Raw genomic sequence first — 18530 nt, 5'->3', positions numbered from 1 at the left:
CTTGCAGACCTCTGACTTCTACAGCCGAGACACTTGCTCCGTACCGTCGTGTCTCAGTTTGGCGAGGACTGCCTGGCAGTCGAAAGCTGGCTGAGGGTGTGCGTGGAGCTAGACGTACGCGCCAGCTGAATACGTAAGCTCGTAGCTGTGGCTGTAGATCTCCAGGATGTTGCCCAGCGGATCCTCCATGTAAACCATCCGATAGGGCTTCTCCCCTGGGAAGTACTCTCGAACCGGCATTCGCTGCTTTCCACCAGCTGCCACAATCCGAGCGGCCAGGCCTTCAACGTCCGGATCCTGAATACAGAAGTGGAAGACGCCCGACTTCCAGTACTCGAAGTTGTTCGCGGGACGCTCGGCGTTATTGAACTGGAAGATTTCGACTCCAACCCGGTCACCAGTGGATAGATGTGCAATGCGGAAGCTGCCCCATCCAGGCCCAAACACATCCGTGCACATCACGCCAATTGCGCTTTCGTCTTCAGCAATCCTGGTCGGCGGCATGACGAGGTACCAGCCCAAGACTTCTGTATAGAAGGAAACCGCGGCATCGAGATCGGTAACAGACAGGCCGATGTGGGAGAAGGCGCGAGGGTAGGGAGGGGGTAGGGCAGGCACGGCACACCACTGAAGAGAGGGGTAGCCGCAAGATTAGACCCTGCAACTCAACCATGATCTGATCCATTTTTATCAGATTGATAAAATATTCTTATGCTGAATGAGCATTGGCTCCGATCCTTTCGGGCTATCGCAGAGGTCGGGAGCTTTACCAGGGCCGCAGGCCAGCTGCAGCTCACCCAGGCTGCGGTCAGTCAGCATGTACGTCATCTTGAGCAACAGCTGGGTGCCCTGTTTCTGCGCAGACCACGATTTATTGAGCTGACGCCGGCGGGAATGGCTCTATTGCAGTACTGCCAAGAGATGGATTCGGCCGATCGCCGGCTTCAAGCCAAGCTCGCGAGCGCGGACAGCGATCAGGGGGAGTTTGCGCTGATAACCCCCGGGAGTGTTGGCCTTGCTCTTTACCCGGTGTTGCTGGACTTCCAGCGCACCCATCCCGGCTTGATCATTCGTCATCGCTTCTCGCCGGACCCAGAAATCCTATCGGCGGTACTGGAGAAGAAGTACGAGGTGGGTCTACTTGCACTTCGGCCGGATGACCCTCGGCTGCGGGCTGAGCCCTTCACCGAGGAGGCGCTTGAGCTGGTAGTTCCGAGAGGTGCCTGCGCGGACAGCTGGGCGGATCTTCAAAAGTTGGGTTTCGTTGATCATCCAGATGGCCAGGCTATGGCCACCCGCCTTCTCGCCCGCAAGTTCCCAGGAAATCCAGGCGTACGCGCGCTTCCTATACACGGCTTCACCAATCAGGTTGCGCTCATCCTTGAGCCGGTATCGCTCGGGCTGGGATTCACTGTCATTCCGCGACACGCCCGTGAATCCTTCGCTCGGCAAGACGCAATTGAGGTGGTTGACTGTGGATCTCCGGTGGTTGACACCCTCTGGATGATCCATCGATCCGAATGGCCACTGTCTGGGCCAGCTAAATGGTTGACCCAACAGCTTCGAGGCCTGCCTCGATTCAGCGGGAGGAGGGCTCCACCTCTCGCTGGAGCGGACTGAGGCCCCTTCTATACTGGTCTGGGGTCCGGCCAGAGTGTCGCTTGAACATCTCACTGAAAGACGTTGAGTTTGCATAGCCCAGATCGTCTGCAATCTGCGTAATTGATCGGTCTGAACCCAAGGCATCAATTGCCCTCAGAAAACGAAGCCGACTGCGCCACTCTCCGAACCCCATCCCTAGCTCGCGCTTTGCCAAGCGCTCAAGTGATCGAACACTAATGTGGTGGCGCTCTGCGACCTCAAGTGCCGACGGAGAGTCCTGAAGGGAGGTCTCGGCATAGCTCAGAATCCGCTTTAGCACGTCACCGCTGGCCAGCGGCAGGAAGCTCGACATCACCGGCGCGGCCAGAATCAGGTCAAGGGCGACCGCGGAGAGTCGCCGGTCTTCTGGCTTAACGGCCTCGCCGATGTCACGACGGGCCAGTTCGTCCAAGATCTCCCTAAGCAACGAGCTAACCGCTAACGCAGTCGGAATGCTGGGCATCTGCGCCGACGCGCCGACCGAAAGGTATGCGGATCGATAAGCAACCGCACCACGGTTTCGGGATGAGTGGTGAACACCAGGCGGAATCCATATCGCATAGTGGGTAGGGGACACCATCCAGTCCTCGCCTACCTGTAACTCCATGACACCCTGCGCAACATAGTTGAACTGCCCCCACGGATGCACACGAGCATCCCAGTCGGAGGGAGGCAAAGTCCCTTGCCGAACGTAGATGTCTCCAGGGATGGAGCTGAACGAGGGGACGGGGTCCATTGCCATGTCGCATTCAAGATGAAGATTGGCGCAAATTATGGATGTAACGAAATTCCGCCAAGTCTACGCTACTGGCTGTTGATATCCAGTATCTGAGGATGCCATGTACTACCTGCTCCCCCTCCTGGCCTGCCTTCTCTGGGGCGCCAACACCATCGTTACAAAGCTCGCTGCAGGGACCGTCGGCCCGGTCGATATTAGCTTCTGGCGATGGCTTGCTGCGGCCATCATCTTGCTCCCATTCGCCCTGCCGCGCCTGAAGTCGAACCTAGCGGTCCTGAAAGCCAATTGGGCACGCTTCCTCGTGCTCGGTGCTTTGGGCGGTGTCATGTTCCAATGCCTGGCGTACTACGCCGCACATTTCACTTCTGCGACCAACATGGGCGTTATCCAGGCACTCATCCCGTTGATCGCTCTTGCCTTGTCGCGCATCTTCATGGGTCACGCAGTCCGCGGTGGCGCAGTGATTGGTTCGATCATCTCCTTGGTTGGGGTGATAGCGGTAGTGTCCCATGGTGACTTTGAAGCCTTGGTTTCCCATGGAATCAACAAAGGTGACGCCCTGATGCTGCTGGGCGCTTTGGCTTTTGCCACCTACAATTTGCTGATGCACAAGTGGCGCATTCCCGTAACGCTGATCGAATCCCTGTTTCTTCAAGCCATGTCTGCAACGATCCTGCTGCTACCTCTTTTCCTTGTCGCAGGCACTGGCGTCCAGGGTGGCGCAGCCATCGGCTGCATTGCATTCGCAGCAATCGGCGCTTCGATCATGGCACCGTTGGCATGGATGACCGGCCTGCATCGGCTGGGCTCTGCTCGCGTGGCCGGGTTCTTCAATCTCGTCCCGATCGTCACTGCATTGCTTGCGGTGGTGGTCCTCAAAGAGTCTCTGAGCACCTGGGTCGTGGGTGGCGGTTTGATGGCAGTATTTGGTGTGGTACTGGCGGAGTACGCAGCTCGCAAGAAGCCTGACGAGGTCATGGTCGTGGATGACACCTCGACCAAGCGCTGAAAGACAATTGCATAGCTGCAGTTCAAATGAAAACGGGCCGCTTGAGGCCCGTTCTCCTTGTTCGGGGAACGCTTCTTCGGCTAGCCAGGTTCAAAGGGCCCTCTCCTCAAGGTGAAGTTGCATCTAGACAGCGCTCTTCAGCTGAGTTGGGCACATGCCGGTTAGTCGGCGAAACATTGCAATAAAAGGGGAGGGGCCGCTATAGCCCAGCCGCTTGGCAACATCACCAACTTTGCAGTCGCTCTGGAGGAGAGGGAGGGACGCAGCAAGCTTCAGCCTCTGGCGCCACTCACAACATCCCAGGCCAGTAGCGGCAACCCAGCGTCTTGCAGGAGTCCGAGAGGATACGCCAGCAACTTCTGCCCATTGAACTAGTGACTGGCCACTTCCTGGATCGGCTTGTAGCGCATCGATGATGGGGGCTAACAAGCGCGAAAACGCCAAGAATGCGCGGCCAAAGCTTCTGTTCCGGTAACTCAGCGAATGACCGGGGATCACCCCAAAGCGGAAAGGCTAACAGTAGGAACCGGGGATGCTTCGCGGCCCAGCTGCGCATCTTGCGCTGCCGCCGCCAAGCGATAGCCTTTGCGTCTCGAAGCTTGTGTAGGGCGCAATCCTCCACGTCAGACAGTCGCGCCGAAAGGGTATAGGCCCCGCGACAAGCCCATCGGAGGCATTTAGGGGTTCGCTTTAGCGACCTGTGGAGCTGCTGTGGAGTGGGCCGGAGAAATGTCTTCACATCAACAACTGTAAAGACGTCGCTTCACCCGGATCTACACGAGGGTTCAGACCCCACGGTTCCACAAAACAGCCTAAAGTTTCGACCCGGCACGCCGAGGCCGATCTACGTCACGGATTTCCGGCAGGGCGTGCCCCTTCCATCCGGTTGGCCGTCTGTCACTGGCGTGTGCGCCTGGTCCCGACCGGCCGGCAAGAAGCGCGAACCTACCGCTACACCCTAAGGGGCTTTAGTCTTTGATTCGCTTCTCAAAGTTTGTGATCAACTTGCCCAGCGAAAGGCCTGTCAGGCGGGCGATATCTCTCAGCTCCACCACATCAACCCTTCTCTTGCCTGTTTCGACGTCGCTGATGAATGACTGGCTGCGGCCCAGCATGCTGGACACCTGGGCCTGGGTCAGACCGGCAGCTAGCCGCGCCTCGCGAACAGCCTCAATGAGGGCAGCGTACTCTTTTCGATGGATGGACTTCGACACGACCGCGCCTTGGCTGAGCGGCCTAGAAAGCTATATCCAGTTCTCCGATATCTAAAAACCAGATATTCTGTCTTCTTCATTGACAGGGGGACGCATGAGCGAACAGCCATACCGCTTCATCACCGCGGCCAGAAGCAGAGCAACACTGATCCTGGCAGCATCAGCACTGCTAGCTGCCTGCAGCGGTCCGACAGACAAGAAGATGGTTACGAATGGAACCCAGCAGCAATACCGGCAGTCAATTGACGCTATCGACGCGGAACTCAATGCCCACGAAAGAGCGGCCTTCAACTGGGCAGTCGCTGGGATGAACCTTGAAGAGGGTCGGCAGGGAATCATTACGTACAGGGCCAAAAGCTGCCTAAGCGACTGAATTTCAAAGTTGATTGCTCGTCTCTCGATCAGGTTCTCCCCATCTATGGGGTCTGTTCAAGCACCTTGGCTGTGTAGCTCAGCGGCGCCACTTCCCTTTCAAGATCCAGGTGGTAGTCGCCGAAGCGATTGATGTGGCTGGTCCGATAAGGCGACAGGCCGGCCAGGATCTCGGGCGTCAGTTCAATCCCCTCCTTCCTCATCTCGGCCAAGGTCCGGCTCATGCCTTCCACGTTGTGGAGGATGATCATGTTGGCCACCAGCTGGCTGTACTTGATGATCTTGCGCTGCTCGTGTTGGACGTTCTCAGCAATGATCCCCTGGCTGCCAAAGAACACCCATTTCACGAAGCCGTTGTATTCCTCGCTCTTGTTGGTGGCAGCGTGGATCGTTTTGCGGATCTCATTGTCATCAATGTAGCGCAGCAAGAACAGCGTTCGAACGGCCTTGCCAAGTTCCCGGAAGGCGAAGTACAGCTTGTTCTTCCGGCTGTAGGTGCCCAGCCGGCGCAGGATCGAGGACGCGGTGATCTTGCCCAATCGGATTGAGATCACCACCCGCAGCATGTCGTGGAGATGGGTGGCGATCAGTTGCCAGTCGATGCTGTCCCCGAACAGTGCCTGGATGTTCTTATAAGCCCTACCCGGTTCGGGCCGAAAGAATGTCAGGTCCTTGATGTTCCGGATCCGGGGCATCAGCTGGATGCCCAGCATGTGGGCCAGGCCGAAGACCGGATAGCTTTGGGCCTGCGTGTCGCCATGGACGATCTCAGGCTGGATGTCGGAAGTGTTGGCCAACAGACCGTCGAGGATGTAGATGCCCTCGTGCACGCCACAGGGAATGAAGTGGCTGAACGGCGCTACGTATTTGTCGGACACGTGGCAGTAGCCGATGCCACCGTAGCCGCCGTAGCGGATGTGATACTCCGACAGCAGGTTGTCCTCGTAGACGCTCCACTTCGTGCCATCAGCTGATGCGCTCTTGCCGCTGCCCCAATAGCCAGGCAGGTCGAATCTGTTGTAGGTATTGATGACCTCCACGATGGCCTTCTCAAGCACATCCTCGGTCACGTATTTCAGGTTGAGCCAAGCGACTTGGCGCCGGCTGAAGCCCTTGATCGACCGCGCCGTCTGCGTCGGCCCCAGGTTGCAGCCGTAGCAGAATAGCGTGGTGATCACACGTCGGGGCAGATCTTCGACCTGGCTCTCGGTGCCGGCGATCGGGCGGAAGAAACGGTGCAGATCCAGCCATTGGCTGGCATCGATCAGGACATCGACGATGCTGGATTCTGGAAGCCGTTCGGCGATGAGGCGATCCACCGTGGTAATCGCGCTGGAGACTTCGGCGCGTTGCCCCTTCCGCAGCACCAGGCGCCCATCCAGGATGTCCGCATGTACGTTCTCCGGGAAACGCGCGTCGACCTCATCGGCCAGGGAGGTCAGTTGTGCACGTAATCCCGCCACGAAAGACTCGGCGTCGGTGGGCAGGCCTGACACCTGGCCGTAGGCTTCCAGTTCCTGGGCCAAGGTGGCTTCATCGACCAGCTGCTCACGGTAGTCATCAAACCGTTCGCTGCTGGGAATGAAGAGATCTCCGGACTTCAGTTCGTCCTTGACCTGCACCAGCACGGCCAGCTCGAAGTACTTACGGTGCATCCAGCCGGCGCCGGCTGCACTGGCCCGCTTGCCGAACACGTGCTGACACCAGAGCTTGGACATCCAGTCAAAGTCCTTTTCCGGGTCCAAACCGAGGGAGGCGACCTCGATCAGCTCACGGCGCTGGTTGCGCAGCGAGAGCACCGCTGCGATCAGCGGCTCCATGCCGGCGTCGTGGCTGGTCGCCCGAAGTTTCATCAGCTCCAGCCCATTGAACAGCAGCGGCCTGACCGCGCCATAGGGCTGCAGCATGAAAGGCAGGTAGTTCTTCCCGGCGTAGGCCATATGTTCTTCGCATTCGGCCAGCAAGGTCGACACTTCCGCTTCCAGGCTGTTGTCGATGGCATCCACGCGCTGACTATCGCTGCCGTCTAGCTGATAGGCCTGCAGGATTTCCTTGAGCTGGCCGATGAGGAAGTCGGCCCGTTTGGCATGTTCGAGCTGGTAGGCCAGCAATTTCTGCTGGGCCGTGTTCTCCAGCCCGCGCACCTGCTTGATGAACAACTCGGCTGCATCATCCAGTGTCTTGGCATGCTGGGCGCGAATGAAGATGGTGGCCAGCGCATAGCGCTTGTCCGGAGCCAGTTCGGCCAGCTCGCTGGCGTCATAGGCCCGAGCCATTGCACGGAACTGCTTGAGCTTGGGCACCGGCACATCGATGGGAGGCAGCTGGTCGGCCAACTGCTGCAGCATGCGGATGTGCTGCAGGTAGAACCGAACTTCCTTGTTGGTGGGCCGGCCGGGCTCGCGCTTGAGTGATTGCCAGCCGGTGAACCTGGACCCTTCCGGTGCGCGCAGCAGTTCGTCGATGAGCGTGCGCGTGGCAGGCGTCAGCGCGTGGCTGATGCTGCGGTAGTAGCCCAGATTGACCCGCTCACGGGCGCCGATGGCGGCCAGCTCCAGAGTGCGGAAACCGGGCAGTTCGTAGCGATGGTGCACCAGCTCTTCGAGCAGGACGTTCACGATGTCCGGGATGGTGTGCTTGGTCTGGGCTGCTCCGGTGGCCACTGTGTCCAGCCAAGCCAAGCCCGATTTATCCAGGGGACGTACCCCGATGAATTGCCGAAGCTGCGGCATATGCCGGCGCTGGCTGCCGGAAGCGTCGTAGCGTTCGAGCTGGTCGGTGTCCAATACGCGCCCGAGTCGGGCGGCCTTGGCGATGTGCTTCCGGATCCGCTCGGGTACGTCGGCCAACAGCGTGAAGTAGCCCAAGCGTTGGAAGAGCTTGAGATGAATCAGTACCGCCAGCTGCGGACCCGGCTGGGTGGTCAGCTGCTTGGCGAATGCAATCTCAGCGGCGGTCGGGGTATAGATCTCCTCCAGTTCCTTGGCGGTGGGATCAGGCTTCAGTCGCGGGTAGGCGGTCTCGTGAAGGGTAGCCATTGGATCCGGAGGGTGTGAGGGGGATCAGTCCCAGTGCCGGCCGTCGTCTGTACTGAGCGACGCTTCCAGGAAGCACTGGTGCGTATCGGCCATGCGGTGCATGTCATCGAGCAACGTGGCCAGGATTTCATCCAGATCCCTTTCGGGATCGGTGGGAGCAGTCAACTGGTACTCGCTGCTGGCGGTGTTCAGGCGCACAGCCTGGAACGGGGCCAAGCAGATCTCTTCAATTCGGCCTCGGGCCTTGGCCGCGCCGCGGCCCGTGCGGGCAAACGGGGTCAGCACCATGCGCAGGCGCAGCTGCAGGGCCGATTTGCCCTCCGGCGCCGGCAGTGCCATCGCCGGTACCGGCACGGTTGGACTGGGCAGGCTTGCTTCAATGCGGTCCCGGGCAAACGGGTCACGCCCGTCCAGGTAACGCATGGCCGACTGCACATCGCGCCAGCCCACGTACTCCATCAAGGCCTTCATGTCCCAGCCTTGGTCGTTGGCCCAGCTGGCAAAGCCGCGGCGCAACGAATGGCTGCTGTGGAGCCCCGCATCGGCAAAGCCTGCACTGGTCAGCAACTCGCGCAGCAGGCGCACCAAGCTGTTGGGATGCAGGCCTTCGGCGCTCACCTGGCCCCATTGGTTGACTGCCCGAAACACCGGCCCTTCTTGCAGGTCGGCCGCCTGCAGCCACGCCTGGGTCGCCTCCACCGGACATAACCGCGACAGCGCCGGCACCTTGTAGGTGACGCCGGCTGCTTGGCGATCACCCTTGCTGCGTGGCAAGAAGCAGGTCATCCCCTGTCCCGGCACCAGCGTGAGATGGGCCACGTCCAGACGCAGCAGTTCATCGCCACGGAATCCCCGCCAGAACCCGAGCAGCACCAGCGCTCGGTCTCGTTGATGGCGCAGCGCCGCCGGCCCATCGCCCCGGGCATGTGCCGCAGCGATCGCCGCGGCCAGCCAGTCATCGAGCTCGACCAGCCGCCGAATCTGGAGCGGCGCGGCTTGCTTGACCTGGCCCGGGTGCAGGGTCTGGATGCCTTTGAGCACCTTGCGCACCAGCGGCGATCGGGTCGGGTCGACAAAGCCGTGGTCGCGGTGCCAAGAGGCGATGGCCGCCAGACGTTGGCGGAGGGTGCTGGTCGCCAAGGTCTGCGCATAAGCGGCCAGGTACCGGGCCACGCTGTCAGGTGTCGCTGGGAGGTGGCCTTGCCATTCAACCTCGAAGTGCCGCAGCGCCGACGCATAGCTGCGCACCGTGTTCTGGCGCGTGGCCGCATCGAGGTAGCGGTCCAGTTCGGTCACTGGCGCGTGGCCTCCACCGAGGTCGTCTGGCGCAGCGTCGACAGGATGGTGCATTCCGCCCGCTGCCCGCCATGGCAACTGGCAATCACCCGTTCCAGCTCGCTGGCCATGCGCTGCAGGTCGGCCATGCGGGCGCGCACGTCGGCCAGATGGCTGCGGGCCAACCGGTCCACGTCCCCGCACGAAAGCTCCTCATCGCCGGCCAGCTGCAGCAGGCTGCGGACCTCCTCCAGGCTGAAGCCCAGGTCCCGGCCACGCGCAATGAAGCGCAGCCGCTCGATGTCGGCCGGGCCATAGACCCGGTAGCCGTTGCCCGTGCGCCCCGGGCGCGGCAGCAACCCGATCCGCTCGTAATAGCGAATCGTCTCCAAGTGGCATCCGCTGGCGTCGGCAGCCTCACTGATTTTCATTCGTAGTACGCTTGACTCCGTAGTAGCTACGGACTTTACGCTGAACCCGTATCCGCCGCCACTCCGGCCGCGGCGCTGCATGTGACGACCATGCCACTGCCCATCGCCTTGATTCGCTACTGCCTGATTGCCTTGCTGATCGGCTGGGTTCTGCCCGCTTCTGCTCAGGCGGAGCCTGCCGCAGCAGACCTGCGCCAAACCTGGCAGATGCTCGATTACATCGCGGTCGACTACCCCGGCGCGGTCCAGGCCGGTCGCGTAATTGCCCCCAACGAATACGCCGAAATGAGCGAGTTTGCCGGCGCCGTGCGCAGTCAGCTGGCAGCATTGCCCAGTGGCCAGAACCAGCAGGAGCTGACGGCCCAGGCCGACCGCCTGGTCCAGGCGGTGGCAGAGAAGGCCGACCCGGCGCAAGTGGCAACGTTGGCGCGCGGGCTCGGCACGACGCTGTTGGCCCGCTACCCGATCGGCGCTGTTCCGGCGAGCGCGCCGAAGACCTCCCAGGCCGCGTCCATCTACAGCCAGCAGTGCGCGGCCTGTCACGGCCCCACAGGTCACGGTGATGGCCCCGCCGCGCAAGCGTTAAGTCCGCCGCCGATCGCGTTCACCGATGCCACTCGCGCCGCGCAGCGAACGCCGCTGTCGTTGTACGAGGTCATTTCCCAGGGTGTGCCGGGTACCGGCATGGTCAGCTTCTCTGGGCTGTCAGAAAGTGATCGCTGGGCGTTGGCATTCTATGTGGGCAGCTTGGGGTACTCCTCGCAAGCCAAGGCTCAAGGTGAGGCGTTATGGCGCACCAGTGCCGAGGCCCATACGCACATTCCCTCGCTCGAAGCGCTGACACGCACGCGAGAGGCCGATCTTGCCACCACGATGCCCGCCGATCAGGCAAACGCGATCATCGCCTACCTGCGTTCGCAGCCACAGGTAGTAAACGAAGCGGTACCAGGAGCCGATCGCTTTGCGGTGGCGCGGCAGCGACTGGCCGCCAGCCAGCGCGCTTACGCTGATGAGGACCTGGCTCAAGCCAAAAAGCTTGCGCTCTCGTCCTATCTGGATGGTGTAGAGCCGCTTGAACCCACGCTGGCCACGCGCAATCCGTCATTGCTGCGAGAGATCGAGACGGCCATGGCAGGCTACCGCGCGCAGCTGGATCAGCATGCGCCCGCGGCTGACGTTGCCGGGCAGGCAGCGCAAATTGCCCAGCTGTTTGATCGCGCGGACGTGGCGCTGCAGGACACCCGAATAGGCGCCAGCACCGCGTTTCTAGGCAGCTTTACCATCTTGGTACGCGAAGGACTGGAAGCGCTGCTGATCGTGATTGGTATCGTGGCGTTCTTGCGTAAAGCCGAGCGGTCTGATGTGTTGCCGTATGTGCATGCGGGTTGGATCTGCGCGTTGTTGGCAGGCGCAGCTACCTGGGCGGTGGCCACTTACTTTGTTGATATCAGCGGTGCGAACCGGGAAGTCACTGAGGGCGTCTCGGCCTTGTTCGCTGCCGCTGTCCTGCTCAGCGTAGGCATCTGGATGCACCAAAAGAGCCTTGCAGGGCGGTGGCAGGAGTACCTGCACGCCAAGCTGACGACTGCGCTGACACGGCGCTCGGCTGTTTTCCTGTTCATGCTGGCCTTTGTCGCGGTGTACCGCGAGGTGTTTGAGACGATCTTGTTCTACATCGCGATGTGGAGCGATCAGGCGTCCACCGCCATCCTCGCAGGCCTGGCGGCGGGAATCGCGGTGTTGGCTGCGGTGGCGTACTGGATGCTGCGCATGAGCAGGCGGCTGCCGATTGGCCGGTTCTTTTCGATCAGCTCGATTCTCATCGCGGTGATGGCGGTCATCCTGATCGGTAAAGGCGTGGCCGCGTTGCAGGAAGCGGGCTGGATCTCTCAAACACCGCTCGCGTTGCCGCGCATCGAGTGGATCGGCCTGTATCCCACCTGGCAGTCGCTGCTGGCGCAGGTATTGGTAGGCACCGCCGCCATCGTGGGGTTCCTCGCCAATGCCCGTTCCGGTGTGCGTAGACAGCCAGGCGCAAACAAGCAATGAAACAACACAGCAGAGGACCAAGACATGAGTGATTGCGGGTGCCACCACGAAGCCAAGAACAAGGAGGAGCGACGCATCCTCTGGATCGCCTTGGTCCTGAATGCAGCGATGGCCGTGATCGGCGGCATTGCCGGCTGGATTGCCCATTCCACCGGGCTGCTGGCTGACGCGCTGGACATGCTGTCTGACGCCACCGCCTATGCCATTGGCCTGGTCGCTATCGGGCGCACGGCGCGCTTCAAGGCCAACGCCGCGTGGGTCAGTGGCAGCGTGCTGCTGGTGCTGGGCGTAGGCGTGCTGGTCGAAGTCGGCCGCCGGGTGATGTACGGCGCCGAGCCGGTCAGCGGTTGGATGATCGGTACCGCTCTGGTCTCGCTGGCCGTGAACCTGAAGGTGCTCCGTATGCTCGCCCCCTTGAAGTCTGGCGAAGTGCATCTGCGAGCGACCTGGCTGTTTACCCGCGCCGATGTGGTGGCCAACGTTGGGGTGATTCTGGCCGGCCTGTTGGTGTGGTGGCTGGCCAGCCCCTACCCGGATTTCGTGATCGGCGCCCTGATCGGCCTGTATGTGATCAAGGAGGCTTTCGAGATCTTGGGTGATGCTCGCCGGGCGCGTGCCGACGCGCGCAAAACGCCTGCATGACAGCGCTTGGCCGGCTGAGCTGTGGCCTGCGCTGGCTGCTGCTGGCGCACTTGGCCGTGGGCCTTGTGACGCAGCCGGTGCTGGCAGTGGTTGGCGAGCTCCATGCTCAAACCCATCTGGCCGCGGCCGACCATGACCCGGCAGTGGCATCACCAGCTTCCGAGCGTGGCGTAGACGCCGCGCTGCACCGGCTACAGCAGCTGGTGCTGTGCTGTAGCCAGGCCGCGCCGGCTCCAGAAATAGTGTTGGCCATTGCTCATATCGGCCGGCATTGGCCGTCGGCGACAGCCCATGCGGACAGATATCGGCATGAGCACCTGCTCGCGCCGTTCCGGCCGCCGATCGCAGGGTGATGCGCGCCGGCGTGCGCCGGATCCCTGTTGGCTATCGAAAATTCTGGAGTACTTCATGCATGTGCGATTGGCGGCCCTGGCCGCGTGGCTACTGTTGAGCGCGGCGGCAACGCCGGCGACAGCAGAAGAGCTGATGACCTTGGACGACGCGTTTGCACGCGTGGCCCAAACCCACCCCGAGCTGCGCCTGGTCGATGCGCGAGCCACGGTGCTCGCTGCCGAGCGCGACCAGGCCGTGCAGCGGCCACCGTGGACGTTGGGGGCGGAGGTTGAAAATGCGCTGGGCACGGGCGCGGCCCGTGGCCTGGACAGCGCGGAGTTGACCTTGAGCCTGAGCTCGGTCCTGGAGCGCGGCGGCAAGCTCGACGCCCGCCGCACCTTGGCCCAAAGCCGGATTGATGCACTGGCCGTGCAGCGCGAGACCAGGCGGCTGGACCTGCTCGCCGAGACGGCGCAGCGCTATTTGGCCGTTGTCGGTGCCGACCGGCAACGCAGCCTGACGAACATGGATGTCGGCCAGCGCCAGCGGACCGTCGCCGCTGCCCGGCAGCGCCTGCAGGCTGGCGCGTCTCCCGAATCGGTGATGCTCACCGCACAAGCAGCACTGGCGAGAGCAGAGTTGACCCGTGATCGGGCCGAGCAGCAGCGCATTGCCGCCCGGCAGCACCTTGCTGCCCTCTGGGGCGAACGTGCTCCGAGCTTCGAGGTGGCCGCGGCGGATCCCATGACCCTGCCGGCGATCGCGTCCATGCAGTCGCTGGCCGAGGAATTGGAGCGCACTCCCGAGTTGGCGCAGTTTGCCGATGCCCGCCGGATCGCGCAGGCACGACTGCAGCTGGCGCGTTCGGCGGCCTCGCCGGACTTGTCGTGGCAGCTGGGCGTGCGCCGCCTGCAGGAGACTGACGACACCGCGCTGGTGGCCAGCCTGTCCATGCCACTGGGCAGCCGCAGCCGCGCGCAGCCGGAGATCCGCGCCGGCGAAGCCGAGCTGGAGGTTCTGACGATCGAGCGCGAGGCCAAGGGCCTGTCGCTGTATTCCACGCTGGTCGAAGCCCATGGTCGCTACACCGTGGCGCAGGCCGAGGTGGCACGGCTGCAAGGCGAGGTGCTGCCGAAGTTGGCCCGGGCTGAGAAGGCCGCCGAGCGCGCCTATCGCGCCGGCGCGATCAGCTACCTGGAATGGGCACAGCTGCAGTCCGAACGCACGGCCATGGCCCAGCAGCAGCTGGACGTGGCGCTCGATGCGCAGCGCGCCCTGATCGAAATTCAACGCCTGACCGGCCAAGCGCTTGTCGCGCCGCCGGCGGCTGCTTCCACCGGAGAGACCCCATGAATCGCTTTTCTTGGACCGCACTGGGCATGGCCCTGATGATGCTGGCCGCCTGCAACGCGTCGGCCCCCAACGAAGCGTCCGAAGGCGGCGCCGCCGCTGAGGGCGAAGAGCACGGCGAGCACGAGGAAGCGCCGCTGGAAACCAAGATTGCCGCCAAAGCTGCGCAGGCAGCGGGTATCCAGGTCGCACCGGCAGGCCCCGGTGAGATTGCTGACGAGCATGAGGTGCAAGGGCTGTTGACCCCGATTGACGGTCGCATCGCGCAGGTCACGGCACGCTTCCCCGGACCGGTCCGCTCCGTGCGTGCGGGCGTGGGTGATCAGGTACGGGCCGGCCAGGCACTGGCCACGGTAGAGAGCAACCTGAGCCTGACCACCTATACCGTCACCGCGCCGATCAGTGGCGTGGTCATGGCGCGCACGGCCGCCGTAGGCATGGCCGCCGCTGAGGGCGCGCCGCTGTTTGAGGTCGCCGACCTGTCCACGCTGTGGGTGGACCTGCACATCTTCGGCGCCGACGCCCAGCACATCGGTGCTGGCGTGCCGGTGACGGTTACCCGCTTGAGCGATGGCGTCACCGCACAGACCACCTTGGAGCGCGTCCTGCCCGGCACCGCCACCGCCAGCCAAAGCACCATTGCGCGCGGCACGGTGGCCAACACCGATGGCCTGTGGCGGCCGGGGTCGGCGGTCAAGGCGCGGGTCACCGTGGATCGCCAATCGGCAGCGTTGGTGGTGCCGATCACGGCGCTGCAGACCGCAGAAGACCAGGACGTGGTCTACGTGCAGCAGGGCGAAACCTACCACACCCGGCCGGTGAAGCTGGGGCGCCGCGACGCCGAACGCGCCGAAGTGCTGGAAGGCCTCAAGGCCGGTGAACAGGTGGTGGTGGCCCAAAGCTTCCTGATCAAGGCCGACATCGAAAAGTCCACCGTGGAAGAAGAATGAGGCCCGCCATGCTCGAACGCCTCATTGGGCTGTCCATCCGCCATCGCTGGCTGACGCTAGTGCTCACCGCTGCGCTGGTTGCGCTGGGCGTGTGGAGCTACCGTCACCTTTCCATTGACGCCACACCCGACATCACCAACGTCCAGGTCCAGATCAACACCCAGGCCCCGGGTTACTCGCCGCTGGAGGCCGAACAACGGGTCACCTTTGCCATCGAAACGGCCATGGCCGGTCTGCCCAAGCTGGACTACAGCCGCTCGCTGTCGCGCTACGGGCTTTCGCAGGTCACCGTCGTCTTCAAGGACGGCACCGACCTGTACTTTGCCCGCCAGCAGGTCGCCGAGCGCCTGCAGCAGATCGCCTCCCAGCTTCCCGAAGGGTTGGACCCGGAAATGGGGCCGATCTCCACCGGGTTGGGCGAGATCTTCATGTACACCGTGGAGGCCGAGCCCAACGCTCGCAAGCCCGACGGCACCCCGTACACGGCCACGGACCTGCGCACCCTGCAGGACTGGGTGATCCGGCCGCAGCTGCGCACCACGCCCGGCGTCACCGAGGTCAACACCATCGGCGGCTTCGAGCGGCAGATCCACATCACTCCCGATCCAGCTCAGTTGGTGGCGCTGGGCTTCACGTTGAACGACGTGGTCGCCGCGGTCATGCGCAACAACCAGAACATCGGCGCCGGCTACATCGAGCGCAACGGACAGCAGTTCCTGGTGCGCGTGCCGGGCCAGCTAGCCAATCTGGAGGCAATCGGCAACATCGTGCTGGACCGGCGCGATGGCGTGCCCATTCGGGTGCGCGACGTCGCTAGCGTGGGCGAAGGCAAGGAGCTGCGCACGGGCGCGGCCACCCAGAATGGCCACGAGGTCGTGGTCGGTACCGCCTTCATGTTGTTCGGCGCCAACAGCCGGGAAGTCTCCCAGGCGGCCGCGGCCAAGCTGGATGCCGCCAACGCCAGCCTGCCTGCCGGCGTCCATGCCAAGGCCGTCTATGACCGCACCGCGCTGGTGGATCGCACCATCGGCACGGTGTCCAAGAACCTGATCGAGGGCGCGCTGCTGGTGGTGGTGGTGCTGTTCCTGCTGCTGGGCAATGTGCGCGCCTCGTTGATCACCGCGGCGGTGATCCCGTTGGCGATGCTGTTCACCATCATCGGCATGGTGCGTGGCGGCGTGTCGGGCAACCTGATGAGCCTGGGCGCGCTGGACTTCGGCCTGATCGTGGACGGGGCGGTGATCATCATCGAGAACTGTCTGCGCCGGTTCGGCGAGGCGCAGCACGCGCTAGGCCGCCAGCTCAACGATGAAGAGCGCTATGACCTGACCGCCTCGGCCACCGCCGAGGTGATCCGTCCCAGCCTGTTTGGCCTGGGCATCATCGCCGCGGTCTACCTGCCGATCTTCTCGCTGTCCGGGGTAGAAGGAAAAATGTTCCACCCGATGGCGATCACGGTGGTGCTGGCCCTGACCGGCGCCATGGTGTTGTCGCTGACCTTCGTGCCGGCGGCGATCGCCAGCTTCCTGCGCGGCCGTGTGGCTGAGCACGACAACCGCCTGATGCGCTGGTCGCGTGCCCGTTATACGCCGCTGCTGGATTGGGCCCTGCGTCGGCGCGTGGTGGTGCTGGCCGGCGCGGCCGTGCTGGTGGTGGGCTGTGGCGTGCTGGCCACCCGCTTGGGTTCGGAGTTCGTGCCGAGCCTGGATGAGGGCGACATCACCTTGCAGCCCATGCGTATTCCCGGCACCAGCTTGGAGCAGTCGGTGGCCATGCAGGAAACGCTGGAGAAGCGCCTGGCCCAGTTCCCGGAGGTGGCCAACATCTTCTCAAAGATCGGCACCGCCGAGGTGGCCACCGATCCTATGCCGCCGTCGATGGCCGACACCTTCCTGATGCTCAAGCCCCGCGACCAGTGGCCCGACCCGCGCAAGCCCAAGGCCGAGCTGGTGGAAGAGCTGGAGGCGGCGGCCAAGGAAATCCCGGGCAGCAACTACGAGTTCACCCAGCCCATCCAGATGCGCACCAACGAGTTGATCTCCGGCGTCCGTTCGGACGTGGCGGTCAAGGTCTACGGCGACAACCTTGACCAGTTGACGCGCCTGGCCAGCCGGGTCGAGCGGGTCATGCGTAGCGTCCCCGGCGCCGAAGACGTCAAGGCCGAGCAGGTCTCCGGCCTGCCGCTGCTGACCATCACGCCAGATCCGGCGGCATTGGCACGGTATGGCCTGAACCCGGGCGATGTGCAGGAAACGGTGGCCACCGCCATTGGGGGCAGTGTTGCCGGCCAGTTGATCGAGGGCGACCGCCGCTTCGACCTGGTCGTGCGCCTGCCCGAAGCGCAGCGCCAAGACCCCGCTGTGCTGGCAGATCTGCCCATTCCGCTGCCGGCAAGCACCAGTGTCGATGAGTCCAGCCGTCTGGCCGCCGGCGCCAATGGGGGGCCTCGCACGGTGCCGCTGCGGGAAGTGGCGAAGATCCAGGTAGAGCGCGGGCCCAATCAGATCAACCGCGAGAACGGCAAGCGCCGCGTGGTGATCACCGCCAACGTGCGCGAGCGCGATCTGGGCGGGTTCGTCGGCGAGTTGCGCACACGCATCGGCCAGGATGTCGCGCTTCCAGAGGGCTACTGGATCGATTACGGCGGCACCTTCGAGCAGCTGATCTCGGCCACCCAACGCCTGGGCGTGGTCGTTCCGGTGACACTGGCGTTGATCTTCGCTCTGCTATTCATGGCCTTCGGCTCGGCCAAGGATGCGGCCATTGTGTTCAGTGGCGTGCCGCTGGCGCTGACCGGCGGTGTGCTGGCACTGGCTCTGCGCGGGATTCCGTTGTCGATCTCTGCCGGCGTGGGCTTCATCGCGCTGTCGGGCGTGGCCGTACTCAACGGGCTGGTCATGATCGCCTTCATCCGCCGTCTGCGCGAACAGGGCGATCCGCTAGACGACGCTGTGCGCGACGGCGCCCTTGGACGCCTGCGACCGGTGTTGATGACCGCCCTGGTAGCCTCGCTGGGCTTCCTACCCATGGCCTTGAATGTCGGTGCTGGCTCGGAAGTGCAGCGGCCGCTGGCCACTGTCGTCATCGGCGGCATCGTCTCATCCACCGCATTGACCTTGTTGGTGCTGCCGGTGCTCTATCGTTGGCTGCATCGCGACCGAGCTCCCCGCGCCGGTAGCACTGCTTTGGAGTCCCCATGAACGAGCTCAACCTGGAACAGGTCCGTGCGGCGATGTTTACCGACCCGGGCGTGAAAGCGGTGGACGACCTGCGCCTGGTCGCCGGTGAGCATGGCCGTGCGATCGCGGCCACCATCACGGTCGCGGCGCCCTCGGTCGACCTGGACCTGGTGCATGCTGTGATTGCCCAGGTCCTGGCCGATCAATTCGGCATCGATCAGATCATGCTGTGTTTCAACGACCCGGGCCCGGTACCGCCGCCGCCCACCGCGGCGCCGTTAAAGAAGATGTGATCGCAGCCCCTGGCT

At 63.2% G+C, this 18530-nt stretch carries 17 protein-coding genes; 10 read left to right on the top strand and 7 right to left on the bottom strand.

Annotated features, from left to right (window positions below; translation table 11 throughout):
• Positions 1–108 precede the first annotated feature (108 nt).
• A complete protein-coding gene (locus tag ACX9OW_RS05165) occupies positions 109–618 on the bottom strand; it encodes a lactoylglutathione lyase family protein (RefSeq protein WP_033836000.1) in 510 nt (169 codons plus the stop codon).
• Positions 619–711: 93 nt separating this feature from the next.
• On the opposite strand from ACX9OW_RS05165, the gene ACX9OW_RS05160 reads away from it, so the two are divergent.
• Positions 712–1620, top strand: a complete 909-nt coding sequence (locus tag ACX9OW_RS05160) for a LysR family transcriptional regulator (protein WP_033835999.1) — start codon at positions 712–714, stop codon at positions 1618–1620.
• Here the strand turns inward: ACX9OW_RS05160 and ACX9OW_RS05155 are convergent.
• A complete protein-coding gene (locus tag ACX9OW_RS05155; RefSeq protein WP_043033503.1) occupies positions 1580–2383 on the bottom strand; it encodes an AraC family transcriptional regulator in 804 nt (267 codons plus the stop codon). The two genes, ACX9OW_RS05160 and ACX9OW_RS05155, sit on opposite strands and share 41 nt — an antisense overlap.
• A gap of 97 nt (positions 2384–2480) precedes the next feature.
• Here ACX9OW_RS05155 and ACX9OW_RS05150 point away from each other — a divergent pair, with 97 nt between their 5' ends.
• The gene (locus ACX9OW_RS05150) at positions 2481–3389 is read left to right on the top strand and encodes a DMT family transporter (RefSeq protein ID WP_043033504.1); all 909 of its coding nucleotides are present in this window, start codon (positions 2481–2483) and stop codon (positions 3387–3389) included.
• Positions 3390–3512: 123 nt separating this feature from the next.
• Here ACX9OW_RS05150 and ACX9OW_RS05145 read toward each other — a convergent pair whose 3' ends face one another.
• Both ACX9OW_RS05145 and ACX9OW_RS05140 read right to left on the bottom strand, forming a co-directional pair.
• Positions 3513–3887: a helix-turn-helix domain-containing protein gene (locus ACX9OW_RS05145; RefSeq protein WP_080334755.1), complete on the bottom strand. Its 375-nt coding sequence runs from the start codon at positions 3885–3887 to the stop codon at positions 3513–3515.
• A gap of 470 nt (positions 3888–4357) precedes the next feature.
• Entirely contained in the window at positions 4358–4603 is a 246-nt protein-coding gene (locus ACX9OW_RS05140; protein ID WP_043033505.1) for a helix-turn-helix domain-containing protein, read from the bottom strand.
• A 94-nt stretch (positions 4604–4697) separates the two neighbouring features.
• Here ACX9OW_RS05140 and ACX9OW_RS05135 point away from each other — a divergent pair, with 94 nt between their 5' ends.
• Positions 4698–4976, top strand: coding sequence for a hypothetical protein (locus ACX9OW_RS05135; protein ID WP_033835997.1), 279 nt, complete (start codon positions 4698–4700; stop codon positions 4974–4976).
• 43 nt (positions 4977–5019) lie between these two features.
• On the opposite strand, the gene ACX9OW_RS05130 is transcribed toward ACX9OW_RS05135, so the two are convergent.
• The 3 genes from ACX9OW_RS05130 to ACX9OW_RS05120 are packed head-to-tail and all read right to left on the bottom strand — an operon-like array spanning position 5020 to position 9719.
• Entirely contained in the window at positions 5020–8013 is a 2994-nt protein-coding gene (locus ACX9OW_RS05130) for a Tn3 family transposase (protein WP_043033507.1), read from the bottom strand.
• Positions 8014–8037: 24 nt separating this feature from the next.
• Complete coding sequence (locus tag ACX9OW_RS05125) at positions 8038–9309, bottom strand: site-specific integrase (RefSeq protein ID WP_005413373.1); 1272 nt, start codon at positions 9307–9309, stop codon at positions 8038–8040.
• On the bottom strand, positions 9306–9719 hold the full coding sequence (locus tag ACX9OW_RS05120; RefSeq protein ID WP_012480230.1) for a MerR family transcriptional regulator: 414 nt from the start codon (positions 9717–9719) through the stop codon (positions 9306–9308). Before ACX9OW_RS05120 ends, ACX9OW_RS05125 begins: the two co-directional genes overlap by 4 nt.
• Positions 9720–9809: 90 nt before the next feature.
• On the opposite strand from ACX9OW_RS05120, the gene ACX9OW_RS05115 reads away from it, so the two are divergent.
• The 7 genes from ACX9OW_RS05115 to ACX9OW_RS05085 are packed head-to-tail and all read left to right on the top strand — an operon-like array spanning position 9810 to position 18515.
• A complete protein-coding gene (locus ACX9OW_RS05115) occupies positions 9810–11768 on the top strand; it encodes a cytochrome c/FTR1 family iron permease (protein ID WP_043033508.1) in 1959 nt (652 codons plus the stop codon).
• Positions 11769–11792: 24 nt separating this feature from the next.
• Entirely contained in the window at positions 11793–12410 is a 618-nt protein-coding gene (locus ACX9OW_RS05110) for a cation transporter (protein WP_005413376.1), read from the top strand.
• Positions 12407–12763 carry a hypothetical protein gene (locus ACX9OW_RS05105; protein ID WP_012480228.1) on the top strand — a complete coding sequence of 119 codons (357 nt, stop codon included), beginning with the start codon at positions 12407–12409 and terminating at the stop codon, positions 12761–12763. Before ACX9OW_RS05110 ends, ACX9OW_RS05105 begins: the two co-directional genes overlap by 4 nt.
• 55 nt (positions 12764–12818) lie before the next feature.
• Positions 12819–14096: a TolC family protein gene (locus ACX9OW_RS05100; RefSeq protein ID WP_043033510.1), complete on the top strand. Its 1278-nt coding sequence runs from the start codon at positions 12819–12821 to the stop codon at positions 14094–14096.
• On the top strand, positions 14093–15043 hold the full coding sequence (locus ACX9OW_RS05095; protein ID WP_021201906.1) for an efflux RND transporter periplasmic adaptor subunit: 951 nt from the start codon (positions 14093–14095) through the stop codon (positions 15041–15043). The genes ACX9OW_RS05100 and ACX9OW_RS05095 overlap by 4 nt, the downstream gene beginning before the upstream one ends.
• 8 nt (positions 15044–15051) lie before the next feature.
• Positions 15052–18243, top strand: coding sequence for an efflux RND transporter permease subunit (locus ACX9OW_RS05090; RefSeq protein WP_049402758.1), 3192 nt, complete (start codon positions 15052–15054; stop codon positions 18241–18243).
• Complete coding sequence (locus ACX9OW_RS05085) at positions 18240–18515, top strand: hypothetical protein (protein ID WP_019184735.1); 276 nt, start codon at positions 18240–18242, stop codon at positions 18513–18515. The genes ACX9OW_RS05090 and ACX9OW_RS05085 overlap by 4 nt, the downstream gene beginning before the upstream one ends.
• Positions 18516–18530 lie beyond the last annotated feature (15 nt).

The sequence above is a fragment of the Stenotrophomonas genospecies 5 genome (genome assembly GCF_054473825.1).
Note: the sequence above shows the minus strand (reverse complement) of the source record. Positions and strands in the feature narration are given on the sequence as shown.

Coding starts and splice junctions, on each gene's coding strand:
- ACX9OW_RS05160 (WP_033835999.1), top strand. CDS start 712: ATGCTGAATGAGCATTGGCTCCGATCCTTTCGGGCTATCGCAGAGGTC.
- ACX9OW_RS05155 (WP_043033503.1), bottom strand. CDS start 2,383: ATGGCAATGGACCCCGTCCCCTCGTTCAGCTCCATCCCTGGAGACATC.
- ACX9OW_RS05150 (WP_043033504.1), top strand. CDS start 2,481: ATGTACTACCTGCTCCCCCTCCTGGCCTGCCTTCTCTGGGGCGCCAAC.
- ACX9OW_RS05135 (WP_033835997.1), top strand. CDS start 4,698: ATGAGCGAACAGCCATACCGCTTCATCACCGCGGCCAGAAGCAGAGCA.
- ACX9OW_RS05130 (WP_043033507.1), bottom strand. CDS start 8,013: ATGGCTACCCTTCACGAGACCGCCTACCCGCGACTGAAGCCTGATCCC.
- ACX9OW_RS05120 (WP_012480230.1), bottom strand. CDS start 9,719: ATGAAAATCAGTGAGGCTGCCGACGCCAGCGGATGCCACTTGGAGACG.
- ACX9OW_RS05115 (WP_043033508.1), top strand. CDS start 9,810: ATGCCACTGCCCATCGCCTTGATTCGCTACTGCCTGATTGCCTTGCTG.
- ACX9OW_RS05110 (WP_005413376.1), top strand. CDS start 11,793: ATGAGTGATTGCGGGTGCCACCACGAAGCCAAGAACAAGGAGGAGCGA.
- ACX9OW_RS05105 (WP_012480228.1), top strand. CDS start 12,407: ATGACAGCGCTTGGCCGGCTGAGCTGTGGCCTGCGCTGGCTGCTGCTG.
- ACX9OW_RS05100 (WP_043033510.1), top strand. CDS start 12,819: ATGCATGTGCGATTGGCGGCCCTGGCCGCGTGGCTACTGTTGAGCGCG.
- ACX9OW_RS05095 (WP_021201906.1), top strand. CDS start 14,093: ATGAATCGCTTTTCTTGGACCGCACTGGGCATGGCCCTGATGATGCTG.
- ACX9OW_RS05090 (WP_049402758.1), top strand. CDS start 15,052: ATGCTCGAACGCCTCATTGGGCTGTCCATCCGCCATCGCTGGCTGACG.
- ACX9OW_RS05085 (WP_019184735.1), top strand. CDS start 18,240: ATGAACGAGCTCAACCTGGAACAGGTCCGTGCGGCGATGTTTACCGAC.